Here is a 17,059-nt window from a genome sequence, read left to right on the forward strand (position 1 = left end):
CCGGACTCGCGCCCATTCTATTGCTTGCGCGGCACACCGTGGATGAGGAAAAGACCTTAGCGCAGAGGGCGCTCAGGCAGGGGAGGCTTCGAATGTATGCACGCCTTGGGTAGCCCCTCTCCCGGGGCGGGAGAGGGGATTCACGCGGTCGGAGGCTGGCTCAGAACTTGTGGCGGATACCGACGGCCACGCCGATCATGGTGTTCTTGCCTTGCTGCGGGAAGTAACCATTGGCAAAGCTGACCGCCGAGGTATCGAAGTTCAGGCCCGAGTTCTTCGAGAAGCCCGTGGTCAGGTACACGTCCGTCCGCTTGGAGAAGTTGTAGTCGGCCACGAAGCTGACCTGCCAGGGGTTGGCCGGATTGTTCGACGGCGAGGTGAGGGTCGGACGCAACTGCTTGAGGTCGTCGTAGAAGTACGCGAGCGTCAGGCCCAGCGCGGGCGTGACCTGGTAGTTCAGGCCGGCCCAGTAGTAGTTGTCGCGCTGCAGCTCGCTGCCGTCGGGTGCCGTGATGCGGCCCCAGCGGTAGCCGAGCATGAGCTTGGCCGGGCCATAGGTGTAGCTGGCCGCGCCGCCGATCTTGCGCGAGCGGCCGGGGTCGTTGATGGTGGCCGTGGGGCGCCATTCGTCGTAGGCGACGGTCAGCCCGATCGGGCCCGACATGTACAGCACGCCGGCGCCGCCGCCGGCGTTGTTGTCGAAGTTGCCCGGGGTCTCGCCGGAGCCGCCGTTGGCGAGCGGATTCATGCCGATGGCGGCCACGCCGGTGCCGAAGCTCCAGTGGGCCTCGGCGGTGACGGGGCCCAGTACGGCGGTGTACTTGACGGTGTTGTCGGAGCGGAAGTTGGTGCCCAGCTGCGCCACCACCGGTTCATAGATCGTGGCGTAGCCGGTGGGCGAGAAGTTGGCGAACATGTCGAACATGGTCGTGTACTGCCGACCGAAGGTCAGGCGGCCGATCGAGTCGCTCTGCATGCCGACGTAGGCCTGGCGGCCGAACAGGCGGCCACCCTGCTGCGAGCGGCCGTCGTCGAGGCCGAAGCCCGACTCGAGCACGAACAGCGCCTTGAGGCCGCCACCCAGGTCCTCGGTGCCCCGCAGGCCCCAGCGCGAGCCGGAGAGGCCGCCGCCGGTCTGCAGGCCGACGCGGCTGCCGCCGCCAGGCTGGTTGAAACCCGGTGCCAGGTGGTTGTTGTATTCGATCGGCAGATCCACCACACCGTACAGCGTCACGCTCGTCTGCGCCGAGGCGGCGCCCGAGAACGCGCAACACGCGGCTAGCGCGAGAAGCGATTTCTTCATGCTCGGTTATCTCCGTATAAGAATTATTTGATGCGCCGGAAGAACCTCCTGTTACCTCTCTCTCATTCCTCCGGGCCCAACTTCGTGCGAAGTCGGAGAACACTCTAGCGCACGCCGGAAATCTATTGACCCTGAGGTAAACGTCTTGTCTTGTTTTCACAACTCAGGGTTTTTGAGTACCGGGGCCAGTGCTGGCGCGACGTGGCGGGGGGCGGACACGAACGGCCGGAGTACAATGCGGGAAATCCCGGACCGGTACCGATGCCACTTTTCGTAGAACGACGAGGTGACGCTGGAAAGCCCGCATTGCCGAGCCGCGCGAGGGCTGACCACCGCCTGTCTGTCCATCTGGTTGGCTCAGGTTGCCTGCTCAGGTTGCCTGCTCAGGTTGCCTGCTCAGGTCGTCTGCCCCGCTCGTCCGCCCATCGGGTCCGCCGATCTCGTCCGCTCGCCCATCGCTCAATCCATCGCTCAATCCATCGCACTCCATGGACTCCCTGATTCGAGAATTCGACGTGGCACTCCGCGCCATCGCCGGCGCGACGCGTGCAGCCCGCGACAATCCCGCCGACCGGCTCGCGCCGGACACGGCAGAACTGGGCGCCGACGAGCGCCGCCACGTGGCCGGACTCATGCGGATCAACCATGTGGGCGAGGTCTGCGCGCAGGCGCTCTACCAGGCGCAGAAGCTGACCGCGCGTAGCGGGCCGGTACGCGCGCAGATGGACGCGGCCGCGCGCGAGGAAGAGGACCACCTGGCCTGGTGCGCACAGCGTCTGCGCGAGCTGGGTGCGCGGCCCAGCCTGCTCAACCCGCTCTGGTATGCGGGCGCCTTTGCGATCGGCTGGCTGGCGGGCCGCGCCGGCGACCGCGTGAGTCTGGGCTTCGTCGCCGAGACCGAGCGGCAGGTGGAGCATCACCTCACCGGCCATCTCGATCGCCTGCCGCCCGCCGATGGGCGTTCGCGCGCGATCATCGAGCAGATGCGCGACGACGAGATGCGGCACGGCGACGCCGCGCGCGATGCCGGCGGCGTGCCGCTCCCCGCGCCGGTGCGTGGCCTGATGCGCGCCGCCTCGCGCGTGATGACCACCACCGCCTACCGCATCTGACCGGACCGCGACGCCACCGGCCGCTCGCGACAGCGAGGCGGCGGGGGCGTGCGTGTCGCGTGTATCGGGAGCCGGAAGTTTCACGGCGCGCCGGCCTGACTCCCGGGCCTGTGGAAAACCCGCGCGAGGCCTTGCGCGAACGGGGTCCGCGGGAAAACGTTGTATCCTTCGCAACGACGCGAAATCGTTGTGATTTGGCGCATGTCGCAATCTCCCCCGGGCAGTTCTCAGGTGTTTTCTCCGGTTTACTTCATAACGCCTTCATTTCATTGGATATTCCCAATCCTGGTGCGTGAACTTTGCGCGCTAAGTCTTTGTTCTGATTCAAAAAACCCCCTTTTCTCCTCCCTTGCCGAGCCTTGACCGGCCAAAGTGCTTACTCTAAAGTGGGAAATTGTGTGAGCAAGTGTGTTTTTGTGTGATTTTCGGGTGCATCCCTGCGATGATTCCCGAAAGCCAGGTGGGCGGATGAGGACCCGGCGCAAGCGTCGGGCGGAATCGGGGGAAGGATTTGTTCCAGGGAGCTTCGGCGCTCTCGCTCGATGCCAAGGGCCGGATGTCGATTCCGGCGCGGCATCGCGAGGCGCTGCATCAGCAGGCCGAGGGCCGGGTGACGCTGACCAAGCACCCGGACGGCTGCCTGTTGCTGTTTCCCCGCCCCGAATGGGAATCCTTTCGCGCCCGCATTGCGGCGCTGCCGATGGATGCGCACTGGTGGAAGCGCATCTTTCTGGGCAATGCCGCCGACGTGGACATGGACGGCGCCGGCCGCGTGCTGATTGCACCGGAGTTGCGCAGTGCCGCCACGCTCGACAAGGAAGTCATGCTGCTCGGCATGGGCAGCCATTTCGAAATCTGGGATGCCGCGACATACGCCGCCAAGGAACAGCAGGCGATGGCGCAGGGCATGCCGGAAGCATTGAAGCAATTCTCTTTCTGAAGAGGTCATGACCCCTACCGGAACGCCGGGGACCACCGCCCTGCGCCATCGCACCGTGTTGCTGGACGAAGCCGTCGAGGCGCTCGTCTGGCGGCCCGACGGCGCCTATGTGGACGGCACCTTCGGCAGGGGTGGACACAGCCGCGCCATCCTTGCGCGGCTGGGACCCGCCGGCAGCCTCGTCGCCTTCGACAAGGATCCGGCAGCAATCGCAGAAGCGGGCACCATCGGGGATGCCCGCTTCTCCATTGAGCACGCCAGCTTTTGCACGATGGGCGAACGCCTCGCCGGGCGTGCGCCGCTTGCGGGCGTACTGCTCGACCTGGGGATCAGCTCGCCCCAGATCGACGAAGCGGCGAGGGGGTTTTCCTTTCGTTTCGATGGCCCGCTGGACATGCGCATGGACACCACGCGCGGCATGACCGCGGCCGAATGGCTCGCGCAGGCTGACGAGCAGGACATTGCCAGGGTGATACGAGACTATGGGGAAGAACGGTTTGCTGTACAGATTGCAAAGGCGATTGTTGCTCGCCGGCGCGAACCCGGCGATGGCGGACCCATCGCCACTACTGCCGACCTTGCCGCGCTCGTGGCGAAAGCCGTCAAGACACGCGAGAAGGGTCAGGACCCTGCGACCCGCACCTTTCAGGCTCTACGGATTTACATCAATCAAGAGCTTGAGGACCTCGAAAGAGGCCTGAAGGCGGCGTACGAACTGCTCCAGGTCGGAGGCCGCCTCGTGGTGATCAGCTTTCACTCGCTCGAGGACCGCATCGTCAAGCGGTTCATGCAGGCGCACGCCCGTCCGCAGCAGGACGCCGACCCGGCCCTGCGGCGCGCGCCGCTGCGTGCCGCCGACCTGCCGCAGCCCACGCTCAGGCTGCTCGGCCGCTTCAAGCCCGGCGCCACCGAAGTGGCCGAGAACCCGCGCGCGCGCTCCGCGGTAATGCGCGTGGCCGAGAAGCTGGCCCCTGGGGCGTTCCCCGCATGAACCGCCTGGCCTTCTTCCTCCTCGCCGCGCTGGTGTTCTGCGCGCTCTCGCTGGTCGGGGCGCAGCACCAGGCGCGCACGCTGTTCGTCGCGCTCGAACGCGCGCAGGCGGAGGAGAAGCAGCTCGATATCGACTGGTCGCGCCTGCAGTACCAGCAGAGCGCGCTCGGCAAAAGCGCGCGCATCGCCGAGGCGGCGCGTACCCAGCTCAAGATGGCCGCGGTCATGCCCGGCCGTACCCAGTATCTGGCCGGCGTGGCCCTGCCCGGGCTGTCGACGCCGGCAGGCGCACCGGCCGCGGCGGCGGAGGCGAGCAAATGAGCCTGGCGCGCCCCTCCCTCGGATCCCGCGCCCGCGAGGCGCGCCGCGCCGGCGGCACCAGCCAGTCGCGTCCGCGTACCGGCCAGTTCTCCGCCAGTCCGGTGCTGGGCCTGCGTCTGCCGATGTGGCGCTCCAAGTTCGTGGTGTTCCTGATGTTCGCGGCGTTCGCGGCGCTGGCCGCCCGCGCGCTCTGGATCCAGGGACCCGGCAACCAGTTCTACGAGGCCGAGGGCAAGAAGCGCTTCCAGCGCACGCTGGAACTGCCGGCCACGCGCGGCAAGATCCTCGACCGCAATGGCCTGGTGCTGGCCACCAGCCTGCCGGTCAAGGCGGTGTGGGCGGTGCCGGAGGATGTACCGGGCAATCTCGAACCCGCGCGCGTGCGCCAGCTTGCCAAGCTGCTCGATATGTCCGAGAAGGAACTGCAGCGCAAGCTCGACGAGGACAAGAGCTTCGTCTACCTCAAGCGCCAGGTGCTGCCCGACGCGGCCGACAAGATCGCCGCGCTCAAGATCGAGGGCATCCACCAGACCCGCGAATACAAGCGCTTTTATCCCGAAGGCGAGGCGATGGCGCACATCGTCGGCTTTACCAACGTCGAGGACAAGGGCCAGGAGGGCGTGGAGCTGGCGCGCGAGGACGTGCTGGCCGGCCGCTCCGGCGCGCGCCAGGTGATCAAGGACCGGCTCGGCCGCGTGGTCGAGGACGTCGGCATTCTCAAGACGCCGCGCGACGGGCAGGACATGCAGTTGTCGATCGACGCCAAGATCCAGTACCTTGCCTACAACGAAGTCAAGGCCGCGGTGGAGCGCAGCAAGGCCAAGGCCGCCAGCGCGGTGGTGCTCGACGCGCAGACCGGCGAGGTGCTGGCGCTCGCCAACTGGCCGACCTACAACCCCAACGACCGCACGCGCCTGTCGGGCGAGCAGTTGCGCAACCGCGTGCTGACCGACACCTTCGAGCCGGGCTCGATGATGAAGCCGATCACGATCGGGCTGGCGCTGCAGTTGAAGCGCGTGACGCCGTCCACCGTGGTGGTGACCAACGGCAAGTACAACTTCGAGGGCGCGACCATCTCCGACACCCACAACTACGGCGCGCTGACCGTGGGCGGCGTGATCCAGAAGTCGAGCAACATCGGCACGACCAAGATCGCGATGATGCTCAAGCCGCAGGAAATGTGGGACATGTTTACCAGCGTCGGCCTCGGCCAGGCGCCCAAGATCGGCTTCCCCGGCGCGGTGGCCGGGCGCGTGCGGCCGTTCAAGAGCTGGCGCCCGATCGAGCAGGCCACGATGTCGTACGGCTACGGCCTGTCGGTCTCGCTGTTCCAGATGGCGCACGCCTATACGATCTTCGCGCACGATGGCGAACTGATGCCGGTGTCGATCTTCAAGACCAACGGCGCCGCCACCGGCGAGCGCATCCTCTCGCCGCAGGTGGCGCGCGACGTGCGCGCCATGCTCGAGACCGTGACCGCGCCCGGCGGCACCGCGCCGGAAGCGCAGGTGATGGGCTACCGCGTGGGCGGCAAGACCGGTACGGCCTACAAGCACGTCGGCCGCGGCTACGACCGCAGCAAGTACCGGGCGTCGTTTATCGGCCTGGCGCCGATGTCGAACCCGCGCGTGATCGTCGCCGTCAGCATCGACGAACCCACCGCGGGCAGCCACTATGGTGGCGCCGCCGCCGGGCCGGTGTTCTCGGCGATCATGGGGGGCACGCTACGTGCACTCAATGTCCAGCCCGATTCACCGATTCGCCAGCTGGTGGTGAGCGACAAGGTGCAGGAGAGCGAACCATGGGGCGCGACGCCATGACGGCCAAGCCGATGCTCCCCTCCGATGTCTCCGCACAGGCCAGCGACGCGCTGGCCTGGCTGCATGCGCGGGTCGCTTCCGGCGCGCGCCTGACCGGCGATACGCGCCGCCTGCGGGCCGGCGACGTGTTCCTTGCGTACGTGCTCGGCAACGCGCGGCTTGCCACCGACGGACGTCCGCATATCGACAAGGCCATCGCGGCCGGCGCGGCGGCGATCGTCCATGAGGCCGACGGGTTTGCGTGGAGCGCCGGCGAGGCCGTGCCTCACCTCGCCGTGTCCGGACTGCACCAGCTCGCCGGCCCGATTGCCGCCGGCTGGTATCGCCTGGCCACGCGCGATCTCGCCGTGACCGGCATTACCGGCACCAACGGCAAGACCTCGTGCGCGCAGTGGCTGGCGCGCGTACTGCAGGCCACGGGCACGCCGTGCGCGACCATCGGCACGCTCGGCACCGGCTTCCCGGACGCGCTGCGCATGACCGGCTTCACCACGCCCGACGCGGTACAGCTGCAGGAGAGCCTGGCCGACCTGCACGATGCGGGCGCGCGCGCGGTAACGATGGAAGTGTCGTCGCACGGCCTGGAGCAGGGCCGCGTGGCGGGCACGCGCTTCCGGGTGGCCGTGCTGACCAACCTCACGCAGGACCATCTCGACTATCACGGCACCATGGCCGAGTACGAGGCGGCCAAGCGTCTGCTGTTCCAGTGGCCCGATCTTGGCACCGCCGTGATCAATCGCGACGACGCCATGGGTCAGCGCCTGCTCGCCGCCGACGCGGCAGCCGTGTCGGCCGCGCGCGTGATCGAGTACGGCATTGGCGGTGCGGCCGCGCCCACCGCCGCGCGCGCGCACTGGCTGCGTGCCAGCGAGGTGCGCGCCACCGCCACCGGCACCGCGTTTCGCCTCGACGGCAGTGTCGATGGCCAGATGCGCAGCGCAGAGATGCTGACGCCGATGATCGGCCATTTCAACGTGAGCAATCTGCTGGCGGTGCTCGGTGCCGCGCTCGCCAACGGCGTGGCGTGGGAGGCGGCGCTCGCCGCGCTGCGCGCGCTCACGCCGGTGGATGGCCGCATGGAACTGTTCGGCGGCCAGGACGCGCCGCTTGCCGTGGTGGACTACGCGCATACGCCCGACGCGCTGGCGCAGACGCTGACCGCGCTGCGTCCCGTGGCCGCCGCGCGCCAGGGCCGGCTGTGGTGCGTATTTGGCTGCGGCGGCGACCGCGATGCCACCAAGCGCCCGTTGATGGGCGCGGTGGCCGAGCGGCTTGCCGACGACATCGTATTGACCAGCGACAACCCCCGTTCCGAGGACCCGCAGGACATTCTCGACGCCATCGCCGATGGCATGCAGGACCGCGCGCGCGGCCGCCAGATCGAGGACCGTGCCGCGGCCATTCTCTATGCCATCAAGCACGCCGCGCCCGCCGACGTGGTGCTCGTGGCAGGCAAGGGCCACGAGGCGACGCAGGAGATCCAGGGTCGCAAGCGGCCGTTCTCCGATCGCGAGCACGTGCGGCTGACGCTCGGTACCAGGGGGGTGTCCGCATGAACCCGAACCCGATGATGACTTCCTTGCAACAGGCCGCCGGCTGGATCGGCGGTGCGCGGGTGCTCGGCGATGCCACGCGTGCGTTTGCACGCGTGCATACCGACAGCCGCACGGTAGCGCCCGGCGACCTCTTTGTCGCGCTCAAGGGCGAACGTTTCGACGCCCACGATTTTCTCGCCGACGTGGTGGCCCGCGGTGCCGCCGCGGTACTGGTGGCGCACGACGTGGACGTGGGCGTGCCGGCGATCGTGGCCCCCGATACCCGCATTGCGCTGGGCGAGCTCGCCGCCGGCTGGCGCCGCGGATTCACGCCGCCGACCGTCGCCGTGACCGGCAGCAACGGCAAGACCACGGTCAAGGAAATGATCGCGGCGATCTTTGCCGCCGCGGTGGGCGAGGCCGACCGCCTCGCCACCGGCGGCAACCTGAACAACGATATCGGCCTGCCGCTGACGGTGCTGCGTCTACGCGCGCATCACCGGCTGGCCGTGCTCGAACTCGGCATGAACCATCCCGGCGAAACGGTGTATCTGGCGAAGATCGCGCAGCCGACCGTTGCCGTGATTACCAACGCGCAGCGCGAGCACCAGGAATTCATGGTGAGCGTGGAGGCGGTCGCGCACGAGCACGCGCACGCGATCGCGGCGCTGCCGGCGGACGGGGTGGCGGTGTTTCCGCTCGATGCCGCCAGCGGCGGCCAGCACGCCGGCATCTGGCGCCAGGCGGCGGGCGCGCGGCGCGTGCTGACGTTTGGCACCGATGTTGGCACCGATGTTGGCGCCGACCGTGGCACACCCGACGTGACCGCCACGGTGGCGCTCGACGACGGCGTACAGGTGCTGCGCGTGCGGGCGCCGGGGCAGCAGTTCGACGTGCGGCTGCAACTGCTGGGCACGCACAACGTGCGCAACGCGCTGGCGGCCACCGCCTGCGCGCTGGCGGCGGGCGTGGAGGTGGCGGCGATCCAGGCGGGACTGGGCGGCTTCAGCGCGGTCAAGGGGCGCCTGCAGGTCAAGCACACGCCCGGCGGCGTGGTGGTGGTCGACGACACCTACAACGCCAACCCCGATTCGGTGCGCGCGGCGATCGACGTGCTGGCCGGGTTTGCCGCGCCACGCGTGCTGGTGCTCGGCGATATGGGCGAGGTGGGCGACCAGGGCCCGGCGTTTCACGCCGAGATCGGCGCCTATGCGCGCGAGCGCGGCATCGACACGCTGTGGGCCGTGGGCGAGCTGGCCACCCATGCGGTACAGGCGTTCGGCGCCGCGGCGCGGCATTTCGCCAGCGCCGAGGCGCTCGCGCAGGCGTGCGGAGAAGACAGGAGCGGGACGGTGGCCGGCGCGGCCGCGGTGCTGGTAAAGGGATCGCGCTTCATGCGCATGGAACGGATCGTCGATGCGCTGGTCGCATCCACTTCCGTTCATTGACGAGCAGACGAACGATGTTACTTGCACTGGCCCAATGGCTGCAAAACGATTACAGCTTCCTGCGGGTCGTAAACTACCTGACGTTCCGCGCGGTGATGGCCAACCTCACCGCGCTCCTGATCGGGCTCGGGCTCGGTCCGTACGTCATTCGCCGCCTGACCGAGATGAAGATCGGCCAGGCCGTGCGCACCATCGGTCCGCAGACGCACCTGGTGAAATCGGGCACGCCGACCATGGGGGGCGTGCTCGTGCTGCTGTCCATCGCGATCTCGACGCTGCTCTGGTGCGACTGGGGCAACCGCTTTATCTGGGTGGTGATGCTGGTCACGCTGGGCTACGGCGCGGTGGGCTGGGTCGACGACTACCGCAAGGTGGTCTATCGCGATCCGCGCGGCATGTCGAGCCGCGAAAAGTTCTTCTGGCAGACGCTGATCGGGCTGGTGGCGGCAACCTATCTGGCGTTCTCGGTGTCCGAAGCCAGCAACGTGCGCGTGTGGACGCTGTTCCTGAGCTGGATCGAGGGCGGCTTCCTTGCTGACGTGCCCTACAAGACCAACCTGATCGTGCCCTTTTTCAAGGAGGTCAGCTATCCGCTCGGCGTGGCCGGCTTCATCGTGCTGACCTATTTCGTGATCGTCGGTTCGAGCAACGCGGTGAACCTGACCGACGGTCTCGACGGCCTCGTGATCATGCCGGTGGTGCTGGTGGGCGGTGCGCTCGGCGTGTTCGCCTATGTCACGGGCAGCGCGATCTACAGCAAATACCTGCTGTTTCCGCATATCCCCGGCGCGGGCGAGCTGCTGATCTTCTGTTCCGCGATGGCGGGGGCGGGGCTGGCGTTCCTCTGGTTCAACGCCCACCCGGCCAAGGTGTTCATGGGCGACGTCGGCGCGCTGGCGCTGGGCGGCGCGCTCGGCACGATCGCGGTGATCGTGCGGCAGGAAATCGTGCTGTTCGTGATGGGCGGCATCTTCGTGGTGGAAACGCTGTCGGTGATGCTGCAGGTGACGTGGTTCAAGCTGACCAAGCGCCGCTATGGCGAGGGACGCCGGCTGTTCCGCATGGCGCCGCTGCACCACCATTTCGAGCTCGGCGGCTGGAAGGAAACGCAGGTCACGGTGCGGTTCTGGATCATCACCATGCTGCTGGTGCTGATCGGGCTGTCGTCGCTGAAGTTGCGTTAAGCGGCGCTCGGCGTCGGTTTTTTTGTAGGCAGGAACAGGTCAATCGGAGTCTGGTGAAGTGTTTGGCGCGTTGCAGAAACCTCATGTGCTGGTATTGGGCCTCGGCGAGTCGGGGCTGGCCATGGCACGCTGGTGCGGCCGGAACGGCTGCCGCGTGCGCGTGGCCGACACGCGCGAGGCGCCCGCCAACCTGGCCACGCTGCAGGCCGAGGTAAGCGGCGCCAGTTTCGTGTCCGGCACGTTCGCGGAGGCGCTGCTCGACGATATCGCGCTGGTGGCGATCAGCCCGGGCCTGTCGCCGCTGGAGCCGCATACGCAGGCGCTGCTGGCGGCCGCGCAGGCGCGTGGCATACCGGTATGGGGCGAGATCGAGCTGTTCGCGCAGGCCCTCGGCTACCTGGAAGGGGTGTCCGGCTACGCGCCGCGCGTGCTCGCGATCACCGGCACCAACGGCAAGACCACCACCACCGCGTTGACCGGCCGGCTGGTGGAGCGCGCCGGCAAGACCGTGGCCGTGGCCGGCAATATCAGCCCGTCGGCGCTCGACAAGCTGTCGGCGTGCATTGCCGACGCCACGCTGCCGGAAGTGTGGGTGCTGGAGCTCTCCAGCTTCCAGCTGGAGTACACCTGCTCGCTGGCGCCGCACGCGGCCACCGTGCTCAACGTCACGCAGGACCACCTCGACTGGCACGGCACGATGGCCGCGTATGCGGCCGCCAAGGCGCGCATCTTCGGTCCGGCCGACAAGGGTTGCGTGCAGGTGCTGAACCGCAACGACCGCATGACCATGGACATGGCGCGCGCGGGCCAGGTGCCGGTGACGTTCGGCACCGATCTGCCTGAAGTGCCGGGCAGCTATGGCGTGCTGCGCGAGGGCGGCATGCCGTGGATCGTGCTGGCCGAGCCCGACAGCGAGGCCGAGAGCGACAGCAAGCCGCGCCGCCGCAAGGGCGCCGAGGCGGTGGAAGAAGCCGTGCCCGTGCGCCACAAGCGGCTGATGCCGGCCGACGCGCTGCATATCCGCGGCCTGCACAACGCCACCAACGCCATGGCGGCGCTGGCGCTGTGCCGCGCGATCGACCTGCCGATGTCGGCGCTGCTGCATGGCCTGCGCGAGTACCGCGGCGAGCCGCATCGCGTGGAGTGGGTGGCGACCATCGACGAAGTGGAGTACTTCGACGACAGCAAGGGCACCAATGTCGGTGCCACGGTGGCCGCGCTCAACGGCCTCGACAAGCGTGTGGTGCTGATCGCCGGCGGCGAGGGCAAGGGCCAGGATTTCTCGCCGCTGGCGGCGCCGGTGGCGCAGTACGCGCGCGCGGTGGTGCTGATCGGCAAGGATGCCGGCGAGTTGCGCGCGGCGCTGCAGGGCACAGGCGTCGCGCTGGTCGACGCCGCCACGCTGGAGGCCGCGGTCGAGCAAGCGGCCAGCCTGGCGCAGGCGGGTGACGTGGTGCTGCTGTCGCCGGCCTGCGCGAGTCTCGACATGTTCCGCAACTATATCCACCGGGCCGAGGTGTTCCGGGGTGCGGTGGAAGAACTGGCACTGTCCCGGGGGATCCTGCCATGAATGACGCACAGGTCAAGCGCAGCGGCTTCATTGGCGCCACCATCGGCAATGCGTGGGGTGGCCTGCGCGATGCCGTGTCCGGCGTCAAGCCGACCCGTTCGCGCATGATGGAATACGACCAGCCGCTGCTGTGGGTATCCATCGTGCTGCTGGCGTTTGGCCTGGTGATGGTTTATTCGGCCTCGATCGCGCTGCCCGATTCGCCGCGCTACGCCAATTACCGCGAGAGCCATTTCCTGCTGCGGCATGCGTTTGCGCTGCTGATCGGGCTGTCGGCGGCGCTGGTGGCGTTCCAGATTCCGGTCAAGGTGTGGGACCGCTACGCGCCCAAGCTGTTCGTGATCGCGCTGCTGCTGCTGATCGTGGTGCTGGTGCCGTTCGTCGGCAAGGGCGTCAACGGCGCGCGGCGCTGGATTCCGCTCGGCGTGATGAATTTCCAGCCGTCGGAGCTGATGAAGCTCGCGGTGGTGCTGTACGCGGCCAACTATACGGTGCGCAAGCAGGAGTGGATGCAGAACGTGTCAAAGGGCTTCCTGCCGATGGGCGTGGCGGTGGTGGTGGTGGGCATGCTGCTGCTGCTCGAGCCGGACATGGGCGCGTTCCTCGTAATCGCGGCGGTGGCCATGGGCATCCTCTTCCTGGGCGGCATCAACGGCAAGCTGTTTGCCGGCCTGGTGGGGGTGGCGATCGGCGCATTCGCCTTGCTGATCACCGCGTCGCCATGGCGGCGCGAGCGGATCTTTGCCTACCTGAATCCGTGGGAAGAGAACAACGCGCTCGGCAAGGCATACCAGCTGACGCACTCGCTGATCGCGTTCGGCCGCGGCGAATGGACCGGCGTCGGCCTTGGCGGCAGCATCGAGAAGCTCCACTACCTGCCGGAGGCGCATACCGACTTCATCCTGGCGGTGATCGGCGAGGAGTTCGGTTTTATCGGTGTGCTGGTGATGATCGTGCTGTTCTACTGGCTGGTGCGCCGCGCGTTCGGCATCGGCCGCACCGCGCTGCAGCTCGATCGCACCTTTGCCGGGCTGGTGGCCAAAGGCATGGGCGTGTGGATCGGCTGGCAGACCTTTATCAACATGGGCGTGAACCTGGGGCTGCTGCCGACCAAGGGGCTCACGCTGCCGCTGGTGAGCTACGGTGGCTCGGGCATTCTGATGAATTGCGTGGCGCTGGCAATCTTGCTGCGGATTGATTATGAAAATCGCGTTCTGATGCGTGGAGGGAAGGTATGACCGGAACGCAGCGGAACGCGATTTCGGCGCAGGCTAACTTCGTGCCCCGGCACGAAGTTAAGCGAAGCGGCCGCAGCCAAAATTCTTCATGCATGCGTGGAGGGAAGGTATGACCGGAACGCGCACGCTGCTCGTCATGGCTGGCGGCACCGGGGGCCACGTGTTCCCGGGGCTGGCGGTCGCGCGCGCGTTGCGCGACGAGGGCTGGCGTGTGGTCTGGCTGGGCAACCGCGCGGGCATGGAAGCCACGCTGGTGCCCAAGCACGATATCCCGATGGAGTTCATCCAGTTCGGCGGGCTGCGCGGCAAGGGCCTGATGACCAAGCTGCTGCTGCCGCTGAACCTCCTGCGCGCGTTCTGGCAAAGCCTGGGCGCGCTGCGCCGGGTGAAGCCCGACGTGGTGCTCGGCATGGGCGGCTATATCACCTTTCCGGCCGGCATGATGGCATCGCTGCTGGGCCGCCCGCTGGTGCTGCACGAGCAGAACTCCATCGCCGGCCTCGCCAACAAGGTGCTGGCCAAGGTGGCGGACCGCGTGCTGTGCGCGTTCCCGGACGCACTGCCGGGGAGCGAGTGGACCGGCAACCCGGTGCGCGATGAAGTCGCCCACCTGGCCGCGCCGGAGGCCCGCTACGACAGCCGCACCGGCCCGCTGCGCGTGCTGGTGGTGGGTGGCAGCCTCGGCGCCGCCGCGCTCAACGACGTCGTGCCCAAGGCCATCGCCATGTTGCCCGCCGCTCAGCGGCCCGTGGTGCGGCACCAGGCGGGCGCGAAGCAGATCGACGCGCTGCGCGCCAACTATGCAGCCGCCGGCGTGCAGGGCGACTGCGTGCCGTTTATCGACGACATGGCCGCGGCGTACGCCGAGGCCGACCTGGTCATCTGCCGCGCGGGTGCGATGACGGTATCGGAAGTGGCGGCCGCCGGCGTGGCGGCCCTGTTCGTGCCGTTCCCCCATGCGGTGGACGACCACCAGACCACCAACGCCGCGTTCCTGTCGAAGCAGGGCGCGGCGCTGCTGGTCCCCCAACATGAACTGACCGCGGCAGGGCTGGCACATACGCTGTCCACCCTGTCGCGGCCGCAACTGAAGGACATGGCGCGCGTGGCGCGCAGCCTGGCCAGACCGGAGGCAACCCGGCGCGTCGCCGAGATCTGCCGCCAGATGGCGCGGGCCTGACATAACGGAATCGATGAAGCATATCGTCAAGAACATCCACTTCGTAGGCATTGGCGGCGCCGGCATGAGCGGCATCGCCGAGGTCCTGCTGAACCTCGGGTACAAGGTCTCGGGGTCGGACGTGGGCAGCAACGCCGCCACCAGGCGGCTGGCGTCGCTGGGCGCGCGCGTGATGCACGGCCATGACGCCGCGCACGTGGAAGGCGCCAACGCGGTGGTGGTATCCACCGCCGTCTCCGGCGACAACCCCGAGGTGCTGGCCGCGCGTGCGCGTCGCATCCCGGTGGTGCCGCGCGCGGTGATGCTGGCCGAACTGATGCGCCTCAAGCAGGGCGTGGCCATCGCCGGCACCCACGGCAAGACCACCACCACCAGCCTGGTGGCGTCGGTGCTGGCCGAGGGCGGGCTCGACCCGACCTTCGTGATCGGCGGCCGCCTCAACTCGGCGGGCGCCAACGCGCGCCTCGGCACGGGCGACTTCATCGTGGCCGAGGCCGACGAATCGGACGCGTCGTTCCTGAACCTGTTTCCGGTGATGGAAGTCATCACCAATATCGACGCGGACCACATGGACACCTACGGGCACGACTTCGCCCGGCTCAAGCAGGCGTTCATCGAGTTCACCCAGCGCCTGCCGTTCTACGGCATCGCCGTGCTGTGCGTGGACGATCCCAACGTGCGCGAGATCCTGCCGTTCGTCTCCAAGCCCGTGGTGCGCTACGGCTTTGCCGAGGATGCCCAGGTGCGGGCGGTCAATGCGCGCGCGGTCGATGGCCAGATGCACTTCACGGTGCTGCGCCAGAACAATGGTCACAGCGAGCCTCCGCTCGACGTGGTGCTGAACCTGCCGGGCCTGCACAACGTGCAGAACGCCCTGGCGGCGATCGCCATCGCCACCGAGCTCGAGGTGCCGGACGCCGCTATCGTCAAGGCGCTGCGCGAGTTCCATGGGGTGGGCCGGCGCTTCCAGCGCTACGGCGAAGTGGCCACCGCCGATGGCACCGGCACCTTTACGCTGGTCGACGACTACGGCCACCACCCGGTGGAAATGGCGGCGACGCTCGCGGCCGCGCGCGGCGCCTTCCCCGACCGCCGGCTCGTGCTCGCGTTCCAGCCGCACCGCTTCACGCGCACGCGCGACTGCTTCGAGGACTTCATCAAGGTGCTCGGTACCGTCGATGCGCTGCTGCTGGCCGAGGTGTACGCCGCCGGCGAAGCGCCGATCGTGGCTGCCGACGGTCGCGCGCTGACGCGCGCGCTGCGCGTCGCCAGCAAGGTGGAGCCGGTGTTCGTCGAGCAGATCGATGAAATGCCGCAGGCGATCCTGGCCGCGGCGCGGCCCGGCGACGTCGTGGTGACCATGGGCGCCGGCTCGATCGGCGGCGTGCCGGGGCAACTGGTATCGCATCAGCAACAGGCAGGAGGCCAGGCATGAGCTTCGTCGCCCATCCCAATATCGATCCGAAATCGCTTGGCAAGGTCGGCGTGCTGCTGGGCGGGCGCTCGGCCGAGCGCGAGATCTCGCTGCTCTCGGGCAACGGCGTGCTGGCCGCGCTGCGCGCGCGCGGCGTGGACGCACACGGCTTCGACCCCGCGCTGCGCCCGTTGACGGACCTCGCCGCCGAGAAGTTCGACCGCGTCTTTATCGCGCTGCACGGCCGCTACGGCGAGGACGGCACCATGCAGGGCCTGCTCGAGCAGTTCGGCATTCCCTATACCGGCAGCGGCGTGCTGGCCTCCGCGCTGGCCATGGACAAGCAGGCCACCAAGCGCCTGTGGATGACACATGGCCTGCCGACGCCGCGCTTTGCCATGCTGCACGCGGACAGCGACTTTGCCGCAGTGGCGCTCGATCTGGGCCTGCCGCTGATCGTCAAGCCCGCGCGCGAGGGGTCGTCGATCGGCCTGACCAAGGTCACCGCCGCCGACCAGATGCGCGCCGCCTACGAGCGCGCCGCCGCGCTCGACCTCGACGTCATTGCCGAGAGTTTCATCGACGGTGCCGAGCTGACCTGCCCCGTGGTGGGCGAGGGCGCGAGCGCATCGGCGCTGCCGGTGATCAAGATCGTGGCGCCGGAGTCGAACTACGACTATCAAAATAAGTACTTTACTGACGATACCCAATACTTGTGCCCGTCGGGCTTGCCCGCCGCGCTCGAGCAGGAAGTGCAGCAGCTCGTGGTGGAAGCGTTCCGCGTGCTCGGCTGCCGCGGCTGGGCGCGTGCCGACGTGATGCTCACGCGCGACGGCAAGCCCTATCTGCTCGAGATGAATACTTCGCCAGGCATGACCGGCCATTCGCTGGTGCCGATGGCCGCGCGTGCGGCGGGCATCAGCTACGAGGACTTCGTGCTGCAGGTGGTCGCGCAGGCGACGCTCGACCTGCATCCGAACGAGCACTGGAAACCCGAATAACAA

Annotated in this window: 14 protein-coding genes; 13 read left to right on the forward strand and 1 reads right to left on the reverse strand. The window is 68.1% G+C overall.

Annotated elements, in window-relative coordinates; genetic code table 11:
* Positions 1–160: 160 nt before the first annotated feature.
* Positions 161–1,303 (reverse strand): porin, encoded by a 1,143-nt coding sequence (locus tag DFLDMN_RS16405; RefSeq protein ID WP_423195933.1) that lies wholly within the window; start codon positions 1,301–1,303, stop codon positions 161–163.
* Between the two features lie 488 nt (positions 1,304–1,791).
* Between DFLDMN_RS16405 and coq7 the strand changes: the two genes are divergently transcribed.
* The 13 genes from coq7 (at position 1,792) to DFLDMN_RS16470 (ending at position 17,056) form a co-directional block, all read left to right on the forward strand.
* Positions 1,792–2,415: a 2-polyprenyl-3-methyl-6-methoxy-1,4-benzoquinone monooxygenase gene (gene coq7, locus DFLDMN_RS16410; protein ID WP_423195934.1), complete on the forward strand. Its 624-nt coding sequence runs from the start codon at positions 1,792–1,794 to the stop codon at positions 2,413–2,415.
* Positions 2,416–2,926: 511 nt separating this feature from the next.
* Positions 2,927–3,355, forward strand: coding sequence for a division/cell wall cluster transcriptional repressor MraZ (gene mraZ, locus DFLDMN_RS16415; RefSeq protein ID WP_423195935.1), 429 nt, complete (start codon positions 2,927–2,929; stop codon positions 3,353–3,355).
* Between the two features lie 7 nt (positions 3,356–3,362).
* On the forward strand, positions 3,363–4,346 hold the full coding sequence (gene rsmH / locus DFLDMN_RS16420) for a 16S rRNA (cytosine(1402)-N(4))-methyltransferase (protein ID WP_423195936.1): 984 nt from the start codon (positions 3,363–3,365) through the stop codon (positions 4,344–4,346).
* Positions 4,343–4,666, forward strand: coding sequence for a cell division protein FtsL (ftsL, locus tag DFLDMN_RS16425; protein WP_423195937.1), 324 nt, complete (start codon positions 4,343–4,345; stop codon positions 4,664–4,666). Before rsmH ends, ftsL begins: the two co-directional genes overlap by 4 nt.
* The gene (locus DFLDMN_RS16430; RefSeq protein ID WP_423195938.1) at positions 4,663–6,486 is read left to right on the forward strand and encodes a peptidoglycan D,D-transpeptidase FtsI family protein; all 1,824 of its coding nucleotides are present in this window, start codon (positions 4,663–4,665) and stop codon (positions 6,484–6,486) included. Before ftsL ends, DFLDMN_RS16430 begins: the two co-directional genes overlap by 4 nt.
* Complete coding sequence (locus DFLDMN_RS16435) at positions 6,483–8,042, forward strand: UDP-N-acetylmuramoyl-L-alanyl-D-glutamate--2,6-diaminopimelate ligase (RefSeq protein WP_423198447.1); 1,560 nt, start codon at positions 6,483–6,485, stop codon at positions 8,040–8,042. The genes DFLDMN_RS16430 and DFLDMN_RS16435 overlap by 4 nt, the downstream gene beginning before the upstream one ends.
* Positions 8,039–9,469, forward strand: coding sequence for a UDP-N-acetylmuramoyl-tripeptide--D-alanyl-D-alanine ligase (locus tag DFLDMN_RS16440; RefSeq protein WP_423195939.1), 1,431 nt, complete (start codon positions 8,039–8,041; stop codon positions 9,467–9,469). Before DFLDMN_RS16435 ends, DFLDMN_RS16440 begins: the two co-directional genes overlap by 4 nt.
* Before the next feature lie 14 nt (positions 9,470–9,483).
* Positions 9,484–10,653 (forward strand): phospho-N-acetylmuramoyl-pentapeptide-transferase, encoded by a 1,170-nt coding sequence (gene mraY, locus DFLDMN_RS16445; RefSeq protein WP_423195940.1) that lies wholly within the window; start codon positions 9,484–9,486, stop codon positions 10,651–10,653.
* A 58-nt stretch (positions 10,654–10,711) separates the two neighbouring features.
* Positions 10,712–12,223: a UDP-N-acetylmuramoyl-L-alanine--D-glutamate ligase gene (murD, locus tag DFLDMN_RS16450; RefSeq protein ID WP_423195942.1), complete on the forward strand. Its 1,512-nt coding sequence runs from the start codon at positions 10,712–10,714 to the stop codon at positions 12,221–12,223.
* On the forward strand, positions 12,220–13,461 hold the full coding sequence (gene ftsW, locus DFLDMN_RS16455; protein ID WP_423195943.1) for a putative lipid II flippase FtsW: 1,242 nt from the start codon (positions 12,220–12,222) through the stop codon (positions 13,459–13,461). The genes murD and ftsW overlap by 4 nt, the downstream gene beginning before the upstream one ends.
* Before the next feature lie 109 nt (positions 13,462–13,570).
* A complete protein-coding gene (gene murG, locus DFLDMN_RS16460; protein WP_423195944.1) occupies positions 13,571–14,641 on the forward strand; it encodes an undecaprenyldiphospho-muramoylpentapeptide beta-N-acetylglucosaminyltransferase in 1,071 nt (356 codons plus the stop codon).
* Between the two features lie 13 nt (positions 14,642–14,654).
* Positions 14,655–16,076 carry a UDP-N-acetylmuramate--L-alanine ligase gene (murC, locus tag DFLDMN_RS16465; protein ID WP_423195945.1) on the forward strand — a complete coding sequence of 474 codons (1,422 nt, stop codon included), beginning with the start codon at positions 14,655–14,657 and terminating at the stop codon, positions 16,074–16,076.
* Entirely contained in the window at positions 16,073–17,056 is a 984-nt protein-coding gene (locus DFLDMN_RS16470) for a D-alanine--D-alanine ligase (protein ID WP_423195946.1), read from the forward strand. Before murC ends, DFLDMN_RS16470 begins: the two co-directional genes overlap by 4 nt.
* Positions 17,057–17,059 lie beyond the last annotated feature (3 nt).

The organism is Cupriavidus sp. H19C3 (assembly GCF_049393815.1).
Lineage (GTDB): Bacteria > Pseudomonadota > Gammaproteobacteria > Burkholderiales > Burkholderiaceae > Cupriavidus.